Here is a 15,068-nt window from a genome sequence, read left to right on the forward strand (position 1 = left end):
CCCCTCCATGAGGGGCGCCTGCTTTACCTCATCTCCCAGGGAGCCTGCCATGGCGGACCTGCATTCGAGCAAGGAAGGGTCAGTGACTCGGGTTCAGTGGAGGCGTTGGTCTGCGGGCCTGGTTGCCCTTTTCGCCGCGGCCCTCTTTTTTGCCTGCAGGGGAGGTGGAAACCATCAGGCCAGCCCCAGCCCCGCGGCCACCCACGCCATCGCGGGGTCGGTGGGCGGGGCTGTGCAGCAAGGGGTCGCCATCAACCTAACAGGCGCGGCGACCAGGACCGCGACCACGGACGCGACTGGGACCTTCAGCTTCCCTGGCCTTCTGGACGGCGGCTATACCCTGACCCCAGCCCTTGCCGGCTACACCTTCACCCCGGCCTCCTCGGCCGTGACTGTGCTTGGCACAAATTCAACAGGGAACCGCTTCGTAGCCAGTGTTCCAACCGTCACCTACAGCATCAGCGGTTCAGTCAGTGGCGCGGTGCAGCAGGGCGTACTGATGAGGCTCGCGGGAGCGGCTTCCGCCACGACGACCACCGGCTCAAGCGGCAGCTACTCCTTCACGGGGCTCGCGAATGGCAGCTATTCGGTCACCCCAAGCCTGTCGGGCTACGCCTTCACGCCCGCCAATTCAGCGGTGACCCTGAATGAGGCGAATGTTAGCGGCCAGAACTTCACCTCCTTGGCCAACCCACCACCTCTTCCAACCAGCTGGCTCTGGGGGGTGACTACCGATGACCCCGCCTCCAGCACGGCCCAGCAGGTGGATGCCCTGAAGTCCCTGCCGGTTCGCACCATGGTCCGGACAGTCTTTGACCTGGCTTCAGGCGGGCATCCCGCCGCGGTGGATTATGTGTCCTCCGTCACGGCACTCGCGACGGTGGCCGATGTGATGGGCCAGCCCGTGGATTCGTCCTACATGCCAGCCCTGACCCTGGCCGCGGTCCAGGCTCGCATCACCGAGTACCTGGGCACCCTCGGCCCGTTCGTGTCTGTTTGGGAAATCGGCAACGAGGTGAACGGGAACTGGCTGGGATCGGGCGTCATGCCCAAGCTCGAAGCGATGTTTGATGCTGTGAAGGCTGCCGGGAAGCCCACGGCCCTCACCTTCTACTACGAAAATCCGGCCACGCCAGGCTACGACCTCATCCCTTGGGCGGATGCCAACATTCCGCCCGGGCACCGCATGCGCACGGGACTCAATTATGTCTTGGTCAGCTACTACGAAGACCAGAACAATGGCCATCAGCTGACCCAGGCAGAATTGGATGCGCTATTTAGCGCTTTGGCCGCCCGCTTCCCCAACGCGAAACTCGGATTCGGCGAATTCGGCTGGGGCAACAGCATTCCCGCCTCCGCCACCACCCGGGCCGACATGCTCCGGCGGTTCTACGGCTACCGTATCCCCAGCGTGCCCGCCTATGTGGGCGGCGGGTTCTATTGGCATTTCCTCCAGACCATGGTGCCCAAGACCGCGCCGGATTGGTCCGTCCTCAACGACCTGGAGACTCAGGCCCCCTGATCCCGGTCGCTGGCGGCGGTCTACACCGGCAGCAAGACGGCCATCGAGGGGTTCACGGGATCCCCCCTGGCCTTCGAGCTGGAGGCCTTCAGCCTGCGCGTGAAGCTGGTCGAACTGGGCTCCGCGCCGACGACGCGCTTCACCCTCAACGGCGGCAAGCGCATGGAAGGGCTGATTCCCGAGGCCTATATGCCCTTCGCCGAGCGGGTCTTCGCCGCCTTTGCCCATCCGGCTGCGGTAACCCTTGAATCCGATGTGGCCGAGGCGGCGTGGCGCCCGGTGGCGCAGCCGGGAGTGAGGCCTGATTGGATGCCCGATTGGGTGGAGCCCTTCGCCTGGACGATCCACGCAGCCAAGAAGCCCATCGTGTCGGGCACCCTGGACCGGGTTGATTGGAGCGCTGAGCAGGTTTGCGGGGCTCTCTCAGCCTGTGGATTTGAAGCTCGGGAGCTGGCTGGAGTGCGGCTCGGGGGCCGTGGCCATGCGGTATGTGCCGAGACGATAGCTGTTCCCCTTGGTCCTTCGGCCTTGATCCACTGCGGAGGCCGCCGGGGGGCTGCCTCCGCAGTGGCGCTCGCCCGGCGACCGCCGTTCTCCGCCCTTCGTGCCGGCCCATGCTGTGACGATTTGAACGGGGTCCCGCTGCGCGGTCCCCGGTCTGCTCCGGACGCGACATCAAGTCGCGTCCTCCACATCCCACTCGCAGGTCCAAATCCTGCCGCCCGTCTCCGGCGTACGCGAAAACCGGAGCACTCGGCTCCGGTCATCGGTTCGATTGGTAGCGGGGGCAGGATTTGAACCTGCGACCTTTGGGTTATGAGCCCAACGAGCTACCGGACTGCTCCACCCCGCGGTAGGAGTTCGAGTGTAGCAGGGATTGCGGGAACGGCAAGGACGCACCTTGGGCGGGTGTTGGTATGCTCGACGGACGCTCGGGAGGTTCGATGAGACGCCACATGGTGGCTGCGCTGGTGCTGCTCGTGGCCACGGGGCTGGGGGCGGGGCCGCGGACCTGGACGCCGGAGAAGTGGTTCGACAAGGCGAAGTCGCCGAGGATCGCCAACTACCGCATTGAGGCGGTGCTGGACTTCGAGCACAAGACGCTGGAGGGGACGGAGACCCTTTCCTGGCGCAATACGGGCACGGCCCCCACCCAGGAACTGCCGCTGCATCTCTACCTGAACGCCTTCAAGGGCCCCCAGAGCCTGTTCGTGAAGGAGAGCGGCGGGCGCCTGCGTTCCGATCATCAGGACCGGCCGGCCGAGGCCTCCTCCTGGGGCTACTGCCGGCTCCTCAGCGTGCGGATGGAGGGCCGGGAGTTGCAGGGCCATGTGGGCGAGGACGAGACGGTCCATTGGCTGAGGCTGCCGCGGGCCGTGGCCCCCGGGGAGACCATCCACCTGGAGATCACCTGGGAGAACCGCTATCCGAAGGTCTTCGCCCGCAGCGGCTGGGCCGGCGACTTCCTCATGTCTGGCCAGTGGTTCCCGAAGGTGGGCGTCTATCAGGGCGACCGCTGGAACTGCCATGCCTACCATGCCAATACGGAGTTCTTTGCCGATTTCGGCGTCTACGATGTGGCCCTGTCCCTGCCGAACGCGCTGGGGCTGGCCCATACGGGCACCCAGACCAACTTCATTACCGAGATCGAGAAGGATCCCAAGCGGCCGCTGAATGTGATCTGGCGCCTCCATGCGGAGGATGTGCATGATTTCGCCTGGGCCGTGATGCCCCGGGAGAGCTGGCGGAAGCCCGCCATGCACGAGTACCGCGGCGTGCAGGTGTTCTACTACATCGACGACCGCCACCGGGGAAGTTTCCAGCGGCAGCGGCGCGCCGTGGAGAACGCCCTGCGCTGGAGCGAGGAGTGGTATTTCAAATACCCCTATCCGACGCTGACGGTGATCGACACACCCGAGCAGGCCGAAGGCGCGGACGGGATGGAATACCCCACCCTCATCACCGCCGGTTCGGTGGGGTTCGACCCCCTGCAGCGCCGCCTGGAACCCGAGCAGGTGACCGTCCACGAGTTCGGCCACCAGTTCTTCTACGGCATGCTGGCCAGCAACGAGTTCGAGGAGCCCTGGCTGGATGAGGGCATCAACACCTGGTTCACGCACAAGGCCTTGGAGCGCACTTATCACAGCCTGCTCAGCAGCCGGAGATTCCGGGTGTCCACGGACTTCCTGGAGTGGGGGGGCTATTGGAGCCTGCCCTCCGCCGATCCGCTGACGCGATTCGGGTTCAAGACCCTCAATGCCCATAGCTACTCCGTCACCGCCTACGGCAAGGCCACCCAGGTGCTCAACCAGCTCGAGGCGATGCTGGGCCGGCCGGTGATGGAGCAGGTCATGCGCACCTATGCCCAGGAGATGGCCTTCCGGCATCCGACCCGGCAGGACTTCAAGCGCATCGCCGAGCGGGTGTCGGGTCGCGACCTCTCCGCGTTCTGGCGGGATTTCGTGGAGGGCACCGAGGTGCTCGACTACGCCATCCGCGGCGCGAGGACCCAGGAGGTCACCCAGGGCGGCTGGCTGTTCTCCGAGAAGGGGCCCGTCTTCGCGGCGCCGCAGCCCGCAGCGCCCGGCCGGGTGGGTTCCATCACCCTCGAGCGGAAAGGCGGCCTCAAAGTGCCGATCACGCTGTGGGTGCGGCTGGAGAACCGGGAGGAGCAGCGGCTCGTCTGGGACGGCCAGGATCGATGGATCACCTACGAGTTCAACTCGCCCGTGGTGGCGGCAGTCCTGGATCCCGACGGCAACTATCCGATGCTCAAGGACCGGCTCCACGCCAGCTATACCTCGAAGCCCGTGCGGCGGGGATTCCACTACTGGTCGCACCTGGTCTGGGGCACGGTGGCCGGATGGCTCCAGGGCTGCGGGATCGGGTGAAGTCCCCTTCGCAGGATGGACTCAGGGACGCGGCGGGGCCGCATCCCCCATGCGGATGGTCCTGACGGTTCCCTGGGCGTCGAGGTCGATGAGGATGGGGAACCAGACCAGGCCCAGCGCCTCGAAGGCCGGCCGGCTGGGGGCGAAGCGGGCGGTCCTTCCGGCCGCCTGGAGGCGCGCGGCGAGCGCCCGGCCCTCATCGAGGAGGTTTTCGGGAAGGCTGGCGCCCCGGGCATCCAGGCCGGCCTCGGTGCTGGGAATGACCCAGGCCACGCGGGGCGGAAGGTCCGGCAGCGGTCCCTCGCCGGCCGGGCAGATCCACACCTGGGGAGCCCCCAGCTGATCCAGTCGCAGATCCTGGTAGTCCAGGCCCGGCAGGCTCCACAGGCGCAGATCCGGCGTGGGACCGCCCAGCAGGCCGAAGAGGCGCTGGAAGCCCGCCACGATGGACTCTGTCTCCGGCGTGGCGAGGGCCTTGAGTGCGGCGAACCTGGTCTCGTCCTTGTCCGCCAGGGCCCAGCAGAGGGCGTGGCGCAGGGCATAGCCGCGCGTGAGCGCCGGACCCGCGGCCAGGAGGCGGTCCTCCCACGCCTGCCGCACCTCGGGGGGGAAGCGCCCCAGGCGGACCTGGGCCTGGCCCCAGCGCCAGAGGGCCAGGGCCGTGCCGGATTGGCGGAGGGGGAGGGCCGCGAGGCGCCTCCCGCGTTGGCCGGGGGGGGCCTTCAGCAGGGCCCGCAGCGCTTCCGCCTCCCGGTGGGCCGCCCCAGGGGGGAAAGGGTTGGTCGGCAGGGCGGTCCCGGAGTCGAAAGTGGCGGCGGCCCGCAGCCACCGGTCGGCCGCCGCGCCCGGACCGGGCGGCGCCGGGGGTAGGGGGCGGCCCCAGTCGTAGGCCTCGAGGAGGCGCTCCTCCCGCTCGGCGGGCGTTGGCGGCGCGGGCCGGATCTCGGCCGGGGGCGAGGAAGGGGATGGAACGGTCAGCAACACGGAGCTCCCTTGATGGCAGAATGATCCTCCGCATCATACGGGAGTCGTCTTGAGCCCTGCCCCTGCCAACCTCACGCCTCGGGAGCGCCTCGTGGTGGCCCTCGACCTGCCCACGGCCAAGGAGGCCCTGGCCATGGCGGATCGCCTGGCGGGCCGGGTGGGCATGCTGAAGGTGGGGCTGGAACTGTTCTGCGCCGAAGGGCCCGCCTTCGTGAAGGAGCTGCAGGCCCGGGTGCCGGTGTTCCTGGACCTGAAGCTCCACGACATCCCCACGACCGTGCGCCGGGCCCTGGAGGTGCTGCTCCAGCTGGATCCCCGCCTCATCAATGTCCACGCCCAGGGCGGTCCCGCCATGCTGGAGGCCGCGGTCGAAGCCGTGCGCGCCCATCGGGCCGCCGGGGGCCGCACGGAACTGCTGGCGGTGACGGTGCTGACCAGCCTGGACCGGGAGGCCCTGGCGGCCCTGGGCCATGCGGGCCGGCCCGAAGATCTGGCCCTGGCCTACGCGAAGCTGGCCCAGCAGGCCGGCTGCGGCGGCGTCGTCTGCTCGGCCTGGGAGGCGGGCAGCATCCGCGAGGCCTGCGGCGAGGCCTTTCATCGCTTGACCCCGGGCATCCGGCCCGCGGGTGTCGCCACCCAGGATCAGGCCCGCGTCATGACGCCCGCCCAGGCCCTGAAGCAGGGCTCCACCTGGTTGGTGGTGGGCCGGCCCATCACCCATGCGGCGGATCCCGCGGCGGCCGCGGAGGGCATCGTGGCGGAGATGGAAGGCCGATGACCGTCGGTTCCCCCCTCGTCTTCCGGCCCTCCTTCGCCCAGCGCGCCATGGCCGTCCTGCTCTTCGCGGGCTCCTGGCTGGTGGGCGTGCGCGCTCTGGCCCAGATTCTCGAACGGCTCCCCGTCCTGCGGGCCTCCCTGAAGGTGGCCGAGGCCGCGAGCGAACCCACCTGGTCCTTCTGGGTTGCCGTCGTGGCGGCCATCGGCGCCGTGGTGGCCGGCAGCCTGCTCCTCATCGGCACCCTGCTGGGGGTGCTGCTGGTGGAGGGCTCCCAGGTGCTGGTGGACGAGCTGGGTCTCACCGTCGAGCACAACGCGCTGCCGGCGCCCCTGGCGAGGAAGCTGGGCGCAGGGCGCCTGCTCTGGAAGCGGATCTCCCGCCTGGAGCGGTCCGGACCCTTCTTCGTGGTGCGCGGGGGCGGCGAACCCGGCCGCACCGGCCCCGCCGATCCGGTTCTCCGCTTCCTCCTGGTGGATGAGCTGGAGCGGCTGGTGCTCATGGTGCTGGAGCGCAGCCCCAACCTGAAGCACGAGGACTGATGCCGGGTTGGATGGAGGTCTTCGGGGTCCTCACCGGCGCCGCCTGCGTGGCCCTGCTGGTGCGCCAGAACATCTGGAACTGGCCGCTCGGCATCGCCAACAACCTGGTTTTCATCGCCCTGTTCTACCGCAGCGGCCTCTACGCGGATGTCGGGCTGCAGGGCTTCTACATCGCCATCTCGATCTACGGGTGGTGGAGCTGGCTCCATGGGGGGCGGGACCATGGCGCCCTGACCGTCACCCGGGTCAAGCCGGCGATGGGCGTCCTGCTCGCGGGGGTGGTCGCGGGCATCACGATCACCTTGACCTGGCTGCTCCGCCGGTACACGAACAGCACCGTGCCCGTGTTGGATTCCCTGATCACGGCCCTCAGCCTCGTCGCCCAGTTCATGATGACCCGCAAATGGATCGAAAACTGGCTGGTGTGGCTCACGGCCAACTGCATCTCCGTGGGGCTGCTGATCTACAAGGGGCTCTATGTGACCAGCGCGCTGTACCTCGTCTACCAGGTGCTGTGCGTCATGGGTCTGCTGGAATGGCGGCGGGCGCTGAAGGCGGAGGCTACATCTTCGGCCGGCTGAGGTAGGCTTCGGCGCCCTTCATCTCGGCGGTGGGGCCGTGGGCTGGTTTCTTGGCCCGGGCCTTGGTCTGCTTGAGGCCCCACAGGCCCGCCAGCTCGGTGGCTTCGGGATTGCCGGGCGCCAAGGCCAGCACTTCGGCCAGGTCGGCGCGGGCCCGGTCCAGCTGTCCGAGTTTCTCCCGCAGCAGGGCGCGCTTCATGAAGCCCCAGGGGTTGGCGGGTTCCCGGGCGATGATCTCGGCGTACTCGGCTTCGGCTTCGGAGAAGCGCCCTTCTTCTTCGGCGGCCTCGCCGCAGAGCAGGTTGGTGACGGCGCAGAAGCCCAGCCAGCGCTTCTGCTCGGCGAATTCGGCGGGCGTGAAGCGGGACTTCGCCTTGGCCTGCTGGGCCACCTGGTCGATGTGCCGCAGGGCCTTCTCGGTGTGGGCGTCGACCCGCGCAAAGACCTCGGCGTCGCCGCTGGCCCGGTAGAAATCCTTCTGGATGCGGCCCTCGGCGCGGTACTGGTCGAACATCCGCGTTCCCGGGTAGAGGGCCAGGGGGCTGATCTGGCAGTCCTGGGGCCGGGTGTCCCGGACGAAGGTCGCGGTCTCCTCCACATCCGCCCAGGTCTCGCCGGGGATGCCGGTGATGAGGTAGATGCCCAGGTTCATGCCCACCTTGCGCACCAGGCCCAGGGCCTTCCTCGCATGGCGCAGGTTGGTGCCCTTGTCCAACAGCTGGAGCACCCGCTCGCTGCCGTGCTCCACGCCGAACTGCATGAACTCGCAGCCGGCGCGCTTCATGGCCACCAGGCGGTCCTCGTCCACCAGGTTCACGCGGCTCTGGCAGTTCCACAGGGGGTGGAGGCCGCTGTCCTGGATGCCCCTCATGAGGGTGAGCACGCGGTCGCGGTTGGCGGTGAAGGTGTCGTCCCGGAAGCTGAAGTAGGTGAGGCCGTGCTGCTCCCGGAGCATTCGCATCTCGCGCAGCACCGACGGGGCGCTGCGGAAGCGGATGGAAGTCCCCCAGAACTCCGGGGTATTGCAGAAGTTGCAGGTGGCCGGGCAGCCGCGGCTGGTGCTCAGGTAGGCCAGTTGGCCCACATCGTTCAGAAAATCCGCCTCCAGGTGCTCGGCGGGAATGCCCACCCCATCGAGATCTTCCAGGGGCGGCTGAGGCAGGGTGGGGCCCTCGCGGAGGATGAGGCCCGGCGTTCGCCGCCAGAGATCCGAACCGGGGGCCGCCTTCAGCCGCTCGGCGATTCCCAGGAGCACGGCTTCACCTTCGCCCTGCACGATGGCATCCAGCGCGGGACAGTCCTCGAAGACCTCTTCGGCCAGGTGGGTGGGGTGGGGGCCGCCGGCCAGGAGGATGGCCTCCGGGCAGGCCTCCCGGGCCCAGGCCAGCAGCTCGTAGGACCGCTTCCGGTTGAAGGTGAACATGGAGACGCCCATCACTGCCGGGTTCTGGGCCTTCAGGTAGGCCAGGATCTCCTTCCGGCCCCGGCCGCTCAGGTTGGCCACCCGGCAGGGAAAGGCACGGGACTTCAGCATCGCCTGCAGGTAGCCGAGACCAATGGGAAGGAAAGTCATCCATTCATCCCCGAAGCCGCTTCGGGGGGCGCTGTAGGCGAGTAGGGTGCGGGGCGGGGGCATGGGGTCCGAAAGCAGAGCTTTTCAGTGTACGGAACGGAATCCATGATGCATACAGACATTCCGAAGGCGAGGGGGACTTGGCGGGCAACCTGATCCGAAATCCGGAAGCGGTCGAGGAGATCCTCAGACGCGCCTGCGACCGGCGGGAGCTGATGATCCTGGTCACGCCCTACCTCCGTTTCGAATCGTCGTTCCTGCGCCTGGAGGGCCATGACCTCCAGGCCGCCGCCACCATGGGGCGGGAGGATGCCCTGTACGGCCTGCGTAATGCCGACCTGCGCCTGCGGTTCCCCCACGGTGTGAGCTTCCTGGAAGCCTCCACCCAGCTCCTCGGCTTCGGCATGGCCGAGGGGCGCCGGACCCTGCGCCTGGCGGTCCCCGAGACCCTCTACGAGGAAGACCACCGGTCGGCCTACCGGGTGGAGCGGGTGGGCCGGGTGCCCGTGACCTTCAGCACCCCCAAGTACGACCTCGTCACGGGGACGCTGGTGGACATCAGCACCACCGGGGCTCGGATCTACAGCACCCGGGACATCCTGGAAGGGGAGCTCCAGGCCGGGGACGAGATGGCCGTGACCATCTCCCTGGTGGAAGGCATCCGGATCAACACGAAGGTCAAGGTCCGCCATGTGCATGGCCGGACCTTCGGGATCGAGTTCCGGCCCCAGTTGGACGAGCGGGTGCTGCACCCCCTCTCCCGGTGGGTCTTCGAGCACCGGGAGGAGGACCTGGAACGGATCTCCCGGCGGGGTGTCGAAACCGCCGCGGCCGCGGATGAGACCCGCACGGCCGCCACCCCGCCCAGGGGGCTCGCGCTGGTGTCCGGAGACGCGGCGCTCGAGGGGACGCTTCAGAATCTCCTGGGGGGGCTCCAGCCCCTGCACCGCGTGGCGCCGACGGTCTCCGCGATCAAGGAGGCCCTGGCCCAGCATCCGGCGCTGCTGCTCTTCCATGTGCCCAGCCTGGGGCTGGACGAGCGGCGGCGGATGAAGGCCCTCCTGGAACCCGTCCAGGGCCGCGTGCCCTTCCTGCTGCTGGGCACGGGCATCGAGGGCGGTCCCCTGCTCGAACTGGGCACCGAACTGAAGGCCACCGTCTCCATCGTGTTCAACCCGGAACGGGGCACCTTCTTCCAGCGCCTCGTCCAGGGGGTGCTGCGCCGCACCTACGAAGGCGGGGAGTCCCCCATGGCGCCGGTGGAGCCCGAACCGTCCTGAAGGATGTCAAGCCTCGTTCGGCCCTGGCGAAACCGCTAGAATCAAGGCTTCCGGAGCCTCCATGTCCGCTGCCCACGAACCGGCTGTCACCGAATCCCTGGCCCTGGAGCTGGGGCTGTCCAAGGACGAGTGGCAGGTGCTCCTGCGCCTCCTGGATGGCCGCCTGCCCACCTACCCGGAGCTGGGCGTGTTCAGCGCCATGTGGAGCGAGCACTGCTCTTACAAATCCAGCCGCGTGCACCTGAAGAACCTGCCCACGGAGGGCCCCCGCGTCCTCCAGGGCCCCGGCGAGAACGCAGGCGTGGTGGACATCGGCGATGGCTGGGCCGTGGCCTTCAAGATGGAGAGCCACAACCATCCCAGCTTCATCGAGCCCTACCAGGGCGCCGCCACCGGGGTGGGCGGCATCCTCCGCGATGTGTTCACCATGGGCGCCCGCCCCCTGGCCAACCTGAACAGCCTGCGCTTCGGGGAGATCGACGCGCCGCGCATGAAGGGCCTGGTGAAGGGCGTGGCCGCGGGCATCTCGGGCTACGGCAACTGCATGGGCATCCCCATGCTGGGCGGCGATGCGGCCTTCGACGCCAGCTACAACGGCAACATCCTCGTGAACGCCTTCACCCTGGGCGTGCTGCGCAGTGACAAGATCTTCAAGGGCTTCGCCTCGGGCATCGGCAACAAGATGATGTACATCGGCTCGAAGACCGGCCGCGACGGCATCCATGGCGCCAGCATGGCCTCCGCCGAGTTCGGCGAGGGCAGCGAGGAGAAGCGCCCCACGGTGCAGGTGGGCGATCCCTTCACGGAAAAGCTGCTGCTCGAGGCCTGCCTGGAGATCTTCCAGACCGACTGGGTCATCGGCATCCAGGACATGGGCGCCGCGGGCCTCACCTCCAGCAGCTTCGAGATGGCCAGCCGGGCGGGCACGGGCCTGGAGATCCGGCTGGACCAGGTGCCCATGCGCGAGGAGGGCATGACCCCCTTCGAGCTGATGCTCAGCGAAAGCCAGGAGCGCATGCTGCTGGTGGCGCGCCCCGGCTGCGAAGAGAAGATCGTCGCCGTGCTGCACAAGTGGGGCCTGGACGCCTGCGTGGTGGGCGAAGTCACCGACAGCGGCCGCTTCATCGGCAGCTGGCACGGCGAGCCCGTCATCAACCTGCCCATTCAGCCCCTGGTGGACGCGGCACCCAAATACGACCGGCCGCGCCAGCGGCCCGGCTACCTCGACGCGGTGAACGCCGCGCCGCTGCCGACAGACCTCAAGCCCGCGGAAGTGGAGCGCACCCTGCGCCAGCTCCTCCAGGCGCCCACCGTGGCCAGCAAGCGGTGGATCTTCGAGCAGTACGACGGCACCGTGCGCAGCAACACGCTGCTGGGCATGGGGCGCGGCGACGCGGGCATCATCCGCGTGAAGGATGAGACGGGCCAGGACACGGGCAAGGCCGTGGCCATGTCGAGCGACTGCAACAGCCGCTTCTGCTACCTGGATCCCTTCTGGGGCGCGGCCCACGCCGTGGCCGAAGCCTGCCGCAACCTGGCCTGCGTGGGCGCCGAGCCCATCGGCCTCACGGACTGCCTGAACTACGGCAACCCTGAGAAACCCGAGAACATGTGGACCTTCGAGCAGGGCTGCCTGGGCATCCGCCAGGCCTGCCTGGCCCTCGATGTGCCCATCGTCAGCGGCAATGTGAGCCTCTACAACGACACCGAAGGCCAGAGCATCTTCCCCACGCCCATGATCGCGGCGGTGGGTCTGGTGGAGGACTGCGCGGGCCCGGTGGCCGTGGACGCGCCGGACGCCACCGCGCTGTCCAAGGTCGGCAACCGCATCTGCGGCTCCGCCTTCCGCGCGGCCCACGATGGCATCTTCCTGCTGGGTGAGACGCGCGAGGAGCTGGGCGGCAGTGAGTACCTGAAGCTCCGCACGGGCAAGGTGCAGGGCGCCTGCCCCGAGCTGCGCCTAGACGAGGAGCTGCGGCTCCAGGCCTGCGTGCGCGAGGGTGTCCGCCTGGGCCTCATCCGCAGCGCCCACGACACCAGCGAGGGTGGCCTGCTGGTCACCGCGCTGGAGAGCGCCTTCGGTGCGGATGAGGGTGAAGGCATGGGCTGCCAGCTGATGTTGACGAAGGGGGCCCTGCGCCTGGACAGCCTGCTGTTCGGCGAGACGGCCGGCCGCATCGTGGTGAGCGTGGCCGCCGAAGGCGAAGGCAGCCTGGCGACGCTCTGCGCCACGCACCGGGTGCCCTTCGCGAAGATCGGCACCACGGGCGGCGCGCGCATCACCCTGGCCGTGGATGGCCAGCCTCTGCTGGATGCCGATGCGGCGGATCTGAAGGCCGTACACGGGGAGGCCCTCGAGAAGTCCCTGGCCTGACCCGATGGCGGAGTGGGTATCCTCTCCCCCCGGGAAAGGGAGGCAGGCATGCCCGAACACCAGAGGTCTCCCCAGCCACCACTCCTCTTCCTGGCCTGCCTCCTGGCGGGCTGGGGCCTGGGGTTCCTGCGGCCCCTCGGCACGCACCTTCCGGATGCCCTGAGGCATGGGGTGGGCGTGGCGCTGCTGGCCGGCTCCCTGGCCCTCGCCGGGTGGGCGTTGGCCGCGTTCAAGGGCGCGGGAACCACGCCGAACCCCAACGGAGAGGCCACGGCGCTCCTGACCTCGGGCCCCTTCGGATATTCCCGGAACCCCCTCTACCTGGGCCTCTCGGCCTGCCTCGCCGGGCTCGGGATGCTGCTGGACTCGGCCTGGGTGCTGCTGATGGTCTCCGGGCTGGTGCTTCTCCTGGACCGCCTCGTCATCGCCCGGGAGGAGGTCCGGCTGCGGGCCCAGTTCGGGGGGGCCTACGAAGCCTATGTCCGCCGCGTGCGGCGGTGGGCCTAGGAGCCCCTAGATCCCCATGGCGGCGGGGGTCTTCAGCTTGGCCAGAACCTCCTGCGCCAGGGCCTCTTCGGCCTTGAGCTCCGCCTTGAAGGACCGGCTGTCCGTGTGGTGGATTTCCCGGTGGAGCCCTTCGAGTCGATGTTCGAGCAGCCCCGTCAGGAGTTCCGTTTCCTTGGGGTCCAGGTAGACATCCATGGTGGCCTCCCGCGTGGCCCGGCGATCCGTCTGGGGAGCCGCGCCGGAGCCAATATCGGGCTTCAGGCCGTTTCCCGCCAGTTCTCAGGCCTCGAAGTAGAGGGCCATCTCGTAGGGATGGGGCCGGTTCCGAACGGCGGCCTCCTGGGCGCGGAGGTGCCTGAGGTAGTCCTCCAGCTGGAGGCGGTCGAAGGCGCCCCCCGCCAGCAGGAAGTCCATGTCGCCCTCCAGCGCCTCGCAGGCCTCCATGAGGCTGGTGGGCAGGCTCTTGATCCTCCGGCGCTGCTCCTCGGTCCAGCCGAAGATGTTCTGGTCGATGGGGCCGAAGCCCAGGGCCGTGGGATCCAGCTTCTTCTGGATGCCGTCGATGCCGGCGAGCAGCTGCGCGGCCAAGGCGAGGTAGACATTGCAGGTGGCGTCGGGCGGGCGGAACTCGAAGCGGGCGGTTTCGGGCTGATCCGCATACTTGGGCACGCGGATGGCGGCGGAGCGGTTGCCCAGGGAGAAGAAGGCGCTGATGGGGGCCTCGAAACCGGGCACCAGACGGCGGTAGCTGTTGGTGCTGGGGTTCGTGAGGGCCAGCAGGGCCGGACCGTGGGCCAGGATGCCGCCGATGTACCAGAGGGCCTCCTGGCTCATCTTTCCGTAGCCGTTCTCGTCGTAGAAGAGATTCTTCCCGCCCTTCATCAGCATCTGGTGGAAGTGCATGCCGCTGCCGGCCTCGCCGTAGAGGGGCTTGGGCATGAAGGTGGCCGTCTGGTTCCGGCGGTGGGCCACCATCTTCACGACATATTTCACGATCTGGGTGGCATCGCCCGCCTTCAGCAGGGGGAAGAGCGGGGTTTCGATCTCGCACTGGCCCGGGCCGCCCACCTCGTGGTGGTGGTATTTCACCTCGACGCCCATCTGCTCGAGCTCCATGCACATCTCGGCGCGCAGGTTGTAGAGCTGGTCCTTCGGCGCCATGGCATGGTAGCCGCCGTGCAGGGGGATGAAGTGCCCATGGCCGCCCTCGCCGCTGTGCCAGTCCGCCTCGCGGCTGTCCACGCGGTACGAGGCGGTGTTGACGCCGTTCTCGTAGCTTACTTTGTCGAAGACATAGAACTCGTACTCGGGGCCCCAGATGCTCTGATCGGCAATACCCGTCTCCTTCAGGTAGGCCTCCGCGCGGATGGCGATGTTGCGGGGATCCACGGGGAAGGGCGCCTTGGTGTCGGCCTCGTAGGCCGAGCAGATGAAGCTGAGGGTGGGGGCCTCCCAGAAGGGGTCCATGTGGCCCGTGGCCAGGTCCGGGATCAGCACCATGTCGCCGGACTTCACGGACTTCAGACCCACGCTGGAACCGTCGAAGCCCACGCCGTCCCGCATGAGCTGCTCGTTGAACTGGGAGGCGGGAATGCTGACATGGTGCCAGCGGCCCCAGAGATCGCTGAAGGTGAGGTCGATCATGCGGACCGAATGGGCCTGGATGAACTGACGGGCCTGCTCGAAACCGTTGAACACGGGGCCTCCACGGGACCCGGCCATTCTAGATCGATAGATCAACAAAGAATGTGATCTGGCTCAACCCTCGCTCCGCCCCCGTTCATCGCCCGAGGAGGCGCGCCGGCAGCAGGAACAGCCCCTTCGCCAGCCCGAAGATGCCCTCCACGGCGAAGCCCAGGAGGCGGAAGGGCAGGAGCAGCAGCCAGACCAGCGGGTAGAGGATCAGCGCCAGGAGGGCCAGGGGCCAGCAGACCACCAGCAGGATGAGCCAGAGCAGGAACGCGGCCATGGAAACCTCCCGGATCACAGGATCCGCCGCCTCCCACCCCGGTGCAGGTGCGGATCGGCGAACGCGCTCC

General features: G+C 68.3%; 13 protein-coding genes, 1 tRNA gene and 1 pseudogene. 9 read left to right on the forward strand and 6 right to left on the reverse strand.

Translation table 11 applies throughout. The annotated features are described in order from the left end of the window. Nucleotides 1-49 precede the first annotated feature (49 nt). Nucleotides 50-1,522, forward strand: coding sequence for an SdrD B-like domain-containing protein (locus tag QUD34_RS04610; RefSeq protein WP_511183560.1), 1,473 nt, complete (start codon nucleotides 50-52; stop codon nucleotides 1,520-1,522). A 9-nt stretch (nucleotides 1,523-1,531) separates the two neighbouring features. Then, a pseudogene (locus tag QUD34_RS15145) lies at nucleotides 1,532-1,798 on the forward strand (short-chain dehydrogenase/reductase); the annotation flags it as partial. A gap of 500 nt (nucleotides 1,799-2,298) precedes the next feature. Here QUD34_RS15145 and QUD34_RS04615 read toward each other — a convergent pair. Next, nucleotides 2,299-2,375, reverse strand: a tRNA-Met gene (locus tag QUD34_RS04615). A 91-nt stretch (nucleotides 2,376-2,466) separates the two neighbouring features. Between QUD34_RS04615 and QUD34_RS04620 the strand changes: the two genes are divergently transcribed. Next, nucleotides 2,467-4,413 carry a M1 family metallopeptidase gene (locus tag QUD34_RS04620; protein WP_286355428.1) on the forward strand — a complete coding sequence of 649 codons (1,947 nt, stop codon included), beginning with the start codon at nucleotides 2,467-2,469 and terminating at the stop codon, nucleotides 4,411-4,413. Between the two features lie 21 nt (nucleotides 4,414-4,434). On the opposite strand, the gene QUD34_RS04625 is transcribed toward QUD34_RS04620, so the two are convergent. Further along, complete coding sequence (locus QUD34_RS04625; protein WP_286355429.1) at nucleotides 4,435-5,397, reverse strand: hypothetical protein; 963 nt, start codon at nucleotides 5,395-5,397, stop codon at nucleotides 4,435-4,437. Nucleotides 5,398-5,446: 49 nt separating this feature from the next. On the opposite strand from QUD34_RS04625, the gene pyrF reads away from it, so the two are divergent. From pyrF to pnuC, 3 genes are read left to right on the forward strand one after another with little or no spacing between them, the layout of a single operon-like run. Beyond that, nucleotides 5,447-6,175: an orotidine-5'-phosphate decarboxylase gene (gene pyrF / locus QUD34_RS04630; protein WP_286355430.1), complete on the forward strand. Its 729-nt coding sequence runs from the start codon at nucleotides 5,447-5,449 to the stop codon at nucleotides 6,173-6,175. Further along, nucleotides 6,172-6,714: a hypothetical protein gene (locus QUD34_RS04635; protein WP_286355431.1), complete on the forward strand. Its 543-nt coding sequence runs from the start codon at nucleotides 6,172-6,174 to the stop codon at nucleotides 6,712-6,714. Before pyrF ends, QUD34_RS04635 begins: the two co-directional genes overlap by 4 nt. Continuing rightward, complete coding sequence (gene pnuC / locus QUD34_RS04640; RefSeq protein WP_286355432.1) at nucleotides 6,714-7,295, forward strand: nicotinamide riboside transporter PnuC; 582 nt, start codon at nucleotides 6,714-6,716, stop codon at nucleotides 7,293-7,295. The genes QUD34_RS04635 and pnuC overlap by 1 nt, the downstream gene beginning before the upstream one ends. Here the strand turns inward: pnuC and QUD34_RS04645 are convergent. Beyond that, the gene (locus QUD34_RS04645; protein ID WP_286355433.1) at nucleotides 7,276-8,868 is read right to left on the reverse strand and encodes a B12-binding domain-containing radical SAM protein; all 1,593 of its coding nucleotides are present in this window, start codon (nucleotides 8,866-8,868) and stop codon (nucleotides 7,276-7,278) included. The two genes, pnuC and QUD34_RS04645, sit on opposite strands and share 20 nt — an antisense overlap. Before the next feature lie 140 nt (nucleotides 8,869-9,008). Here QUD34_RS04645 and QUD34_RS04650 point away from each other — a divergent pair, with 140 nt between their 5' ends. The 3 genes from QUD34_RS04650 (at nucleotide 9,009) to QUD34_RS04660 (ending at nucleotide 13,029) form a co-directional block, all read left to right on the forward strand. Further along, nucleotides 9,009-10,148 (forward strand): PilZ domain-containing protein, encoded by a 1,140-nt coding sequence (locus QUD34_RS04650; RefSeq protein ID WP_286355434.1) that lies wholly within the window; start codon nucleotides 9,009-9,011, stop codon nucleotides 10,146-10,148. Between the two features lie 61 nt (nucleotides 10,149-10,209). Continuing rightward, a complete protein-coding gene (gene purL / locus QUD34_RS04655) occupies nucleotides 10,210-12,522 on the forward strand; it encodes a phosphoribosylformylglycinamidine synthase subunit PurL (protein ID WP_286355435.1) in 2,313 nt (770 codons plus the stop codon). A 48-nt stretch (nucleotides 12,523-12,570) separates the two neighbouring features. Further along, complete coding sequence (locus tag QUD34_RS04660) at nucleotides 12,571-13,029, forward strand: methyltransferase family protein (RefSeq protein WP_286355436.1); 459 nt, start codon at nucleotides 12,571-12,573, stop codon at nucleotides 13,027-13,029. A gap of 6 nt (nucleotides 13,030-13,035) precedes the next feature. Here the strand turns inward: QUD34_RS04660 and QUD34_RS04665 are convergent, their stop codons facing one another. The 3 genes from QUD34_RS04665 to QUD34_RS04675 form a co-directional block, all read right to left on the reverse strand. Further along, complete coding sequence (locus QUD34_RS04665) at nucleotides 13,036-13,224, reverse strand: hypothetical protein (protein WP_286355437.1); 189 nt, start codon at nucleotides 13,222-13,224, stop codon at nucleotides 13,036-13,038. Between the two features lie 84 nt (nucleotides 13,225-13,308). Next, a complete protein-coding gene (glnA, locus tag QUD34_RS04670) occupies nucleotides 13,309-14,727 on the reverse strand; it encodes a type I glutamate--ammonia ligase (RefSeq protein ID WP_286355438.1) in 1,419 nt (472 codons plus the stop codon). A gap of 82 nt (nucleotides 14,728-14,809) precedes the next feature. Continuing rightward, entirely contained in the window at nucleotides 14,810-14,998 is a 189-nt protein-coding gene (locus QUD34_RS04675; protein ID WP_286355439.1) for a hypothetical protein, read from the reverse strand. Between the last annotated feature and the right edge of the window lie 70 nt (nucleotides 14,999-15,068).

The sequence above is a fragment of the Geothrix oryzae genome (genome assembly GCF_030295385.1).
Lineage (GTDB): Bacteria > Acidobacteriota > Holophagae > Holophagales > Holophagaceae > Geothrix > Geothrix oryzae.

Excerpts from the sequence above, each read along its gene's own strand:
- QUD34_RS04610 (WP_511183560.1), top strand. The coding sequence starts at position 50 with ATGGCGGACCTGCATTCGAGCAAGGAAGGGTCAGTGACTCGGGTTCAG.
- QUD34_RS04620 (WP_286355428.1), top strand. The coding sequence starts at position 2,467 with ATGAGACGCCACATGGTGGCTGCGCTGGTGCTGCTCGTGGCCACGGGG.
- QUD34_RS04635 (WP_286355431.1), top strand. The coding sequence starts at position 6,172 with ATGACCGTCGGTTCCCCCCTCGTCTTCCGGCCCTCCTTCGCCCAGCGC.
- pnuC (WP_286355432.1), top strand. The coding sequence starts at position 6,714 with ATGCCGGGTTGGATGGAGGTCTTCGGGGTCCTCACCGGCGCCGCCTGC.
- QUD34_RS04645 (WP_286355433.1), bottom strand. The coding sequence starts at position 8,868 with ATGACTTTCCTTCCCATTGGTCTCGGCTACCTGCAGGCGATGCTGAAG.
- purL (WP_286355435.1), top strand. The coding sequence starts at position 10,210 with ATGTCCGCTGCCCACGAACCGGCTGTCACCGAATCCCTGGCCCTGGAG.
- QUD34_RS04660 (WP_286355436.1), top strand. The coding sequence starts at position 12,571 with ATGCCCGAACACCAGAGGTCTCCCCAGCCACCACTCCTCTTCCTGGCC.
- QUD34_RS04665 (WP_286355437.1), bottom strand. The coding sequence starts at position 13,224 with ATGGATGTCTACCTGGACCCCAAGGAAACGGAACTCCTGACGGGGCTG.
- QUD34_RS04675 (WP_286355439.1), bottom strand. The coding sequence starts at position 14,998 with ATGGCCGCGTTCCTGCTCTGGCTCATCCTGCTGGTGGTCTGCTGGCCC.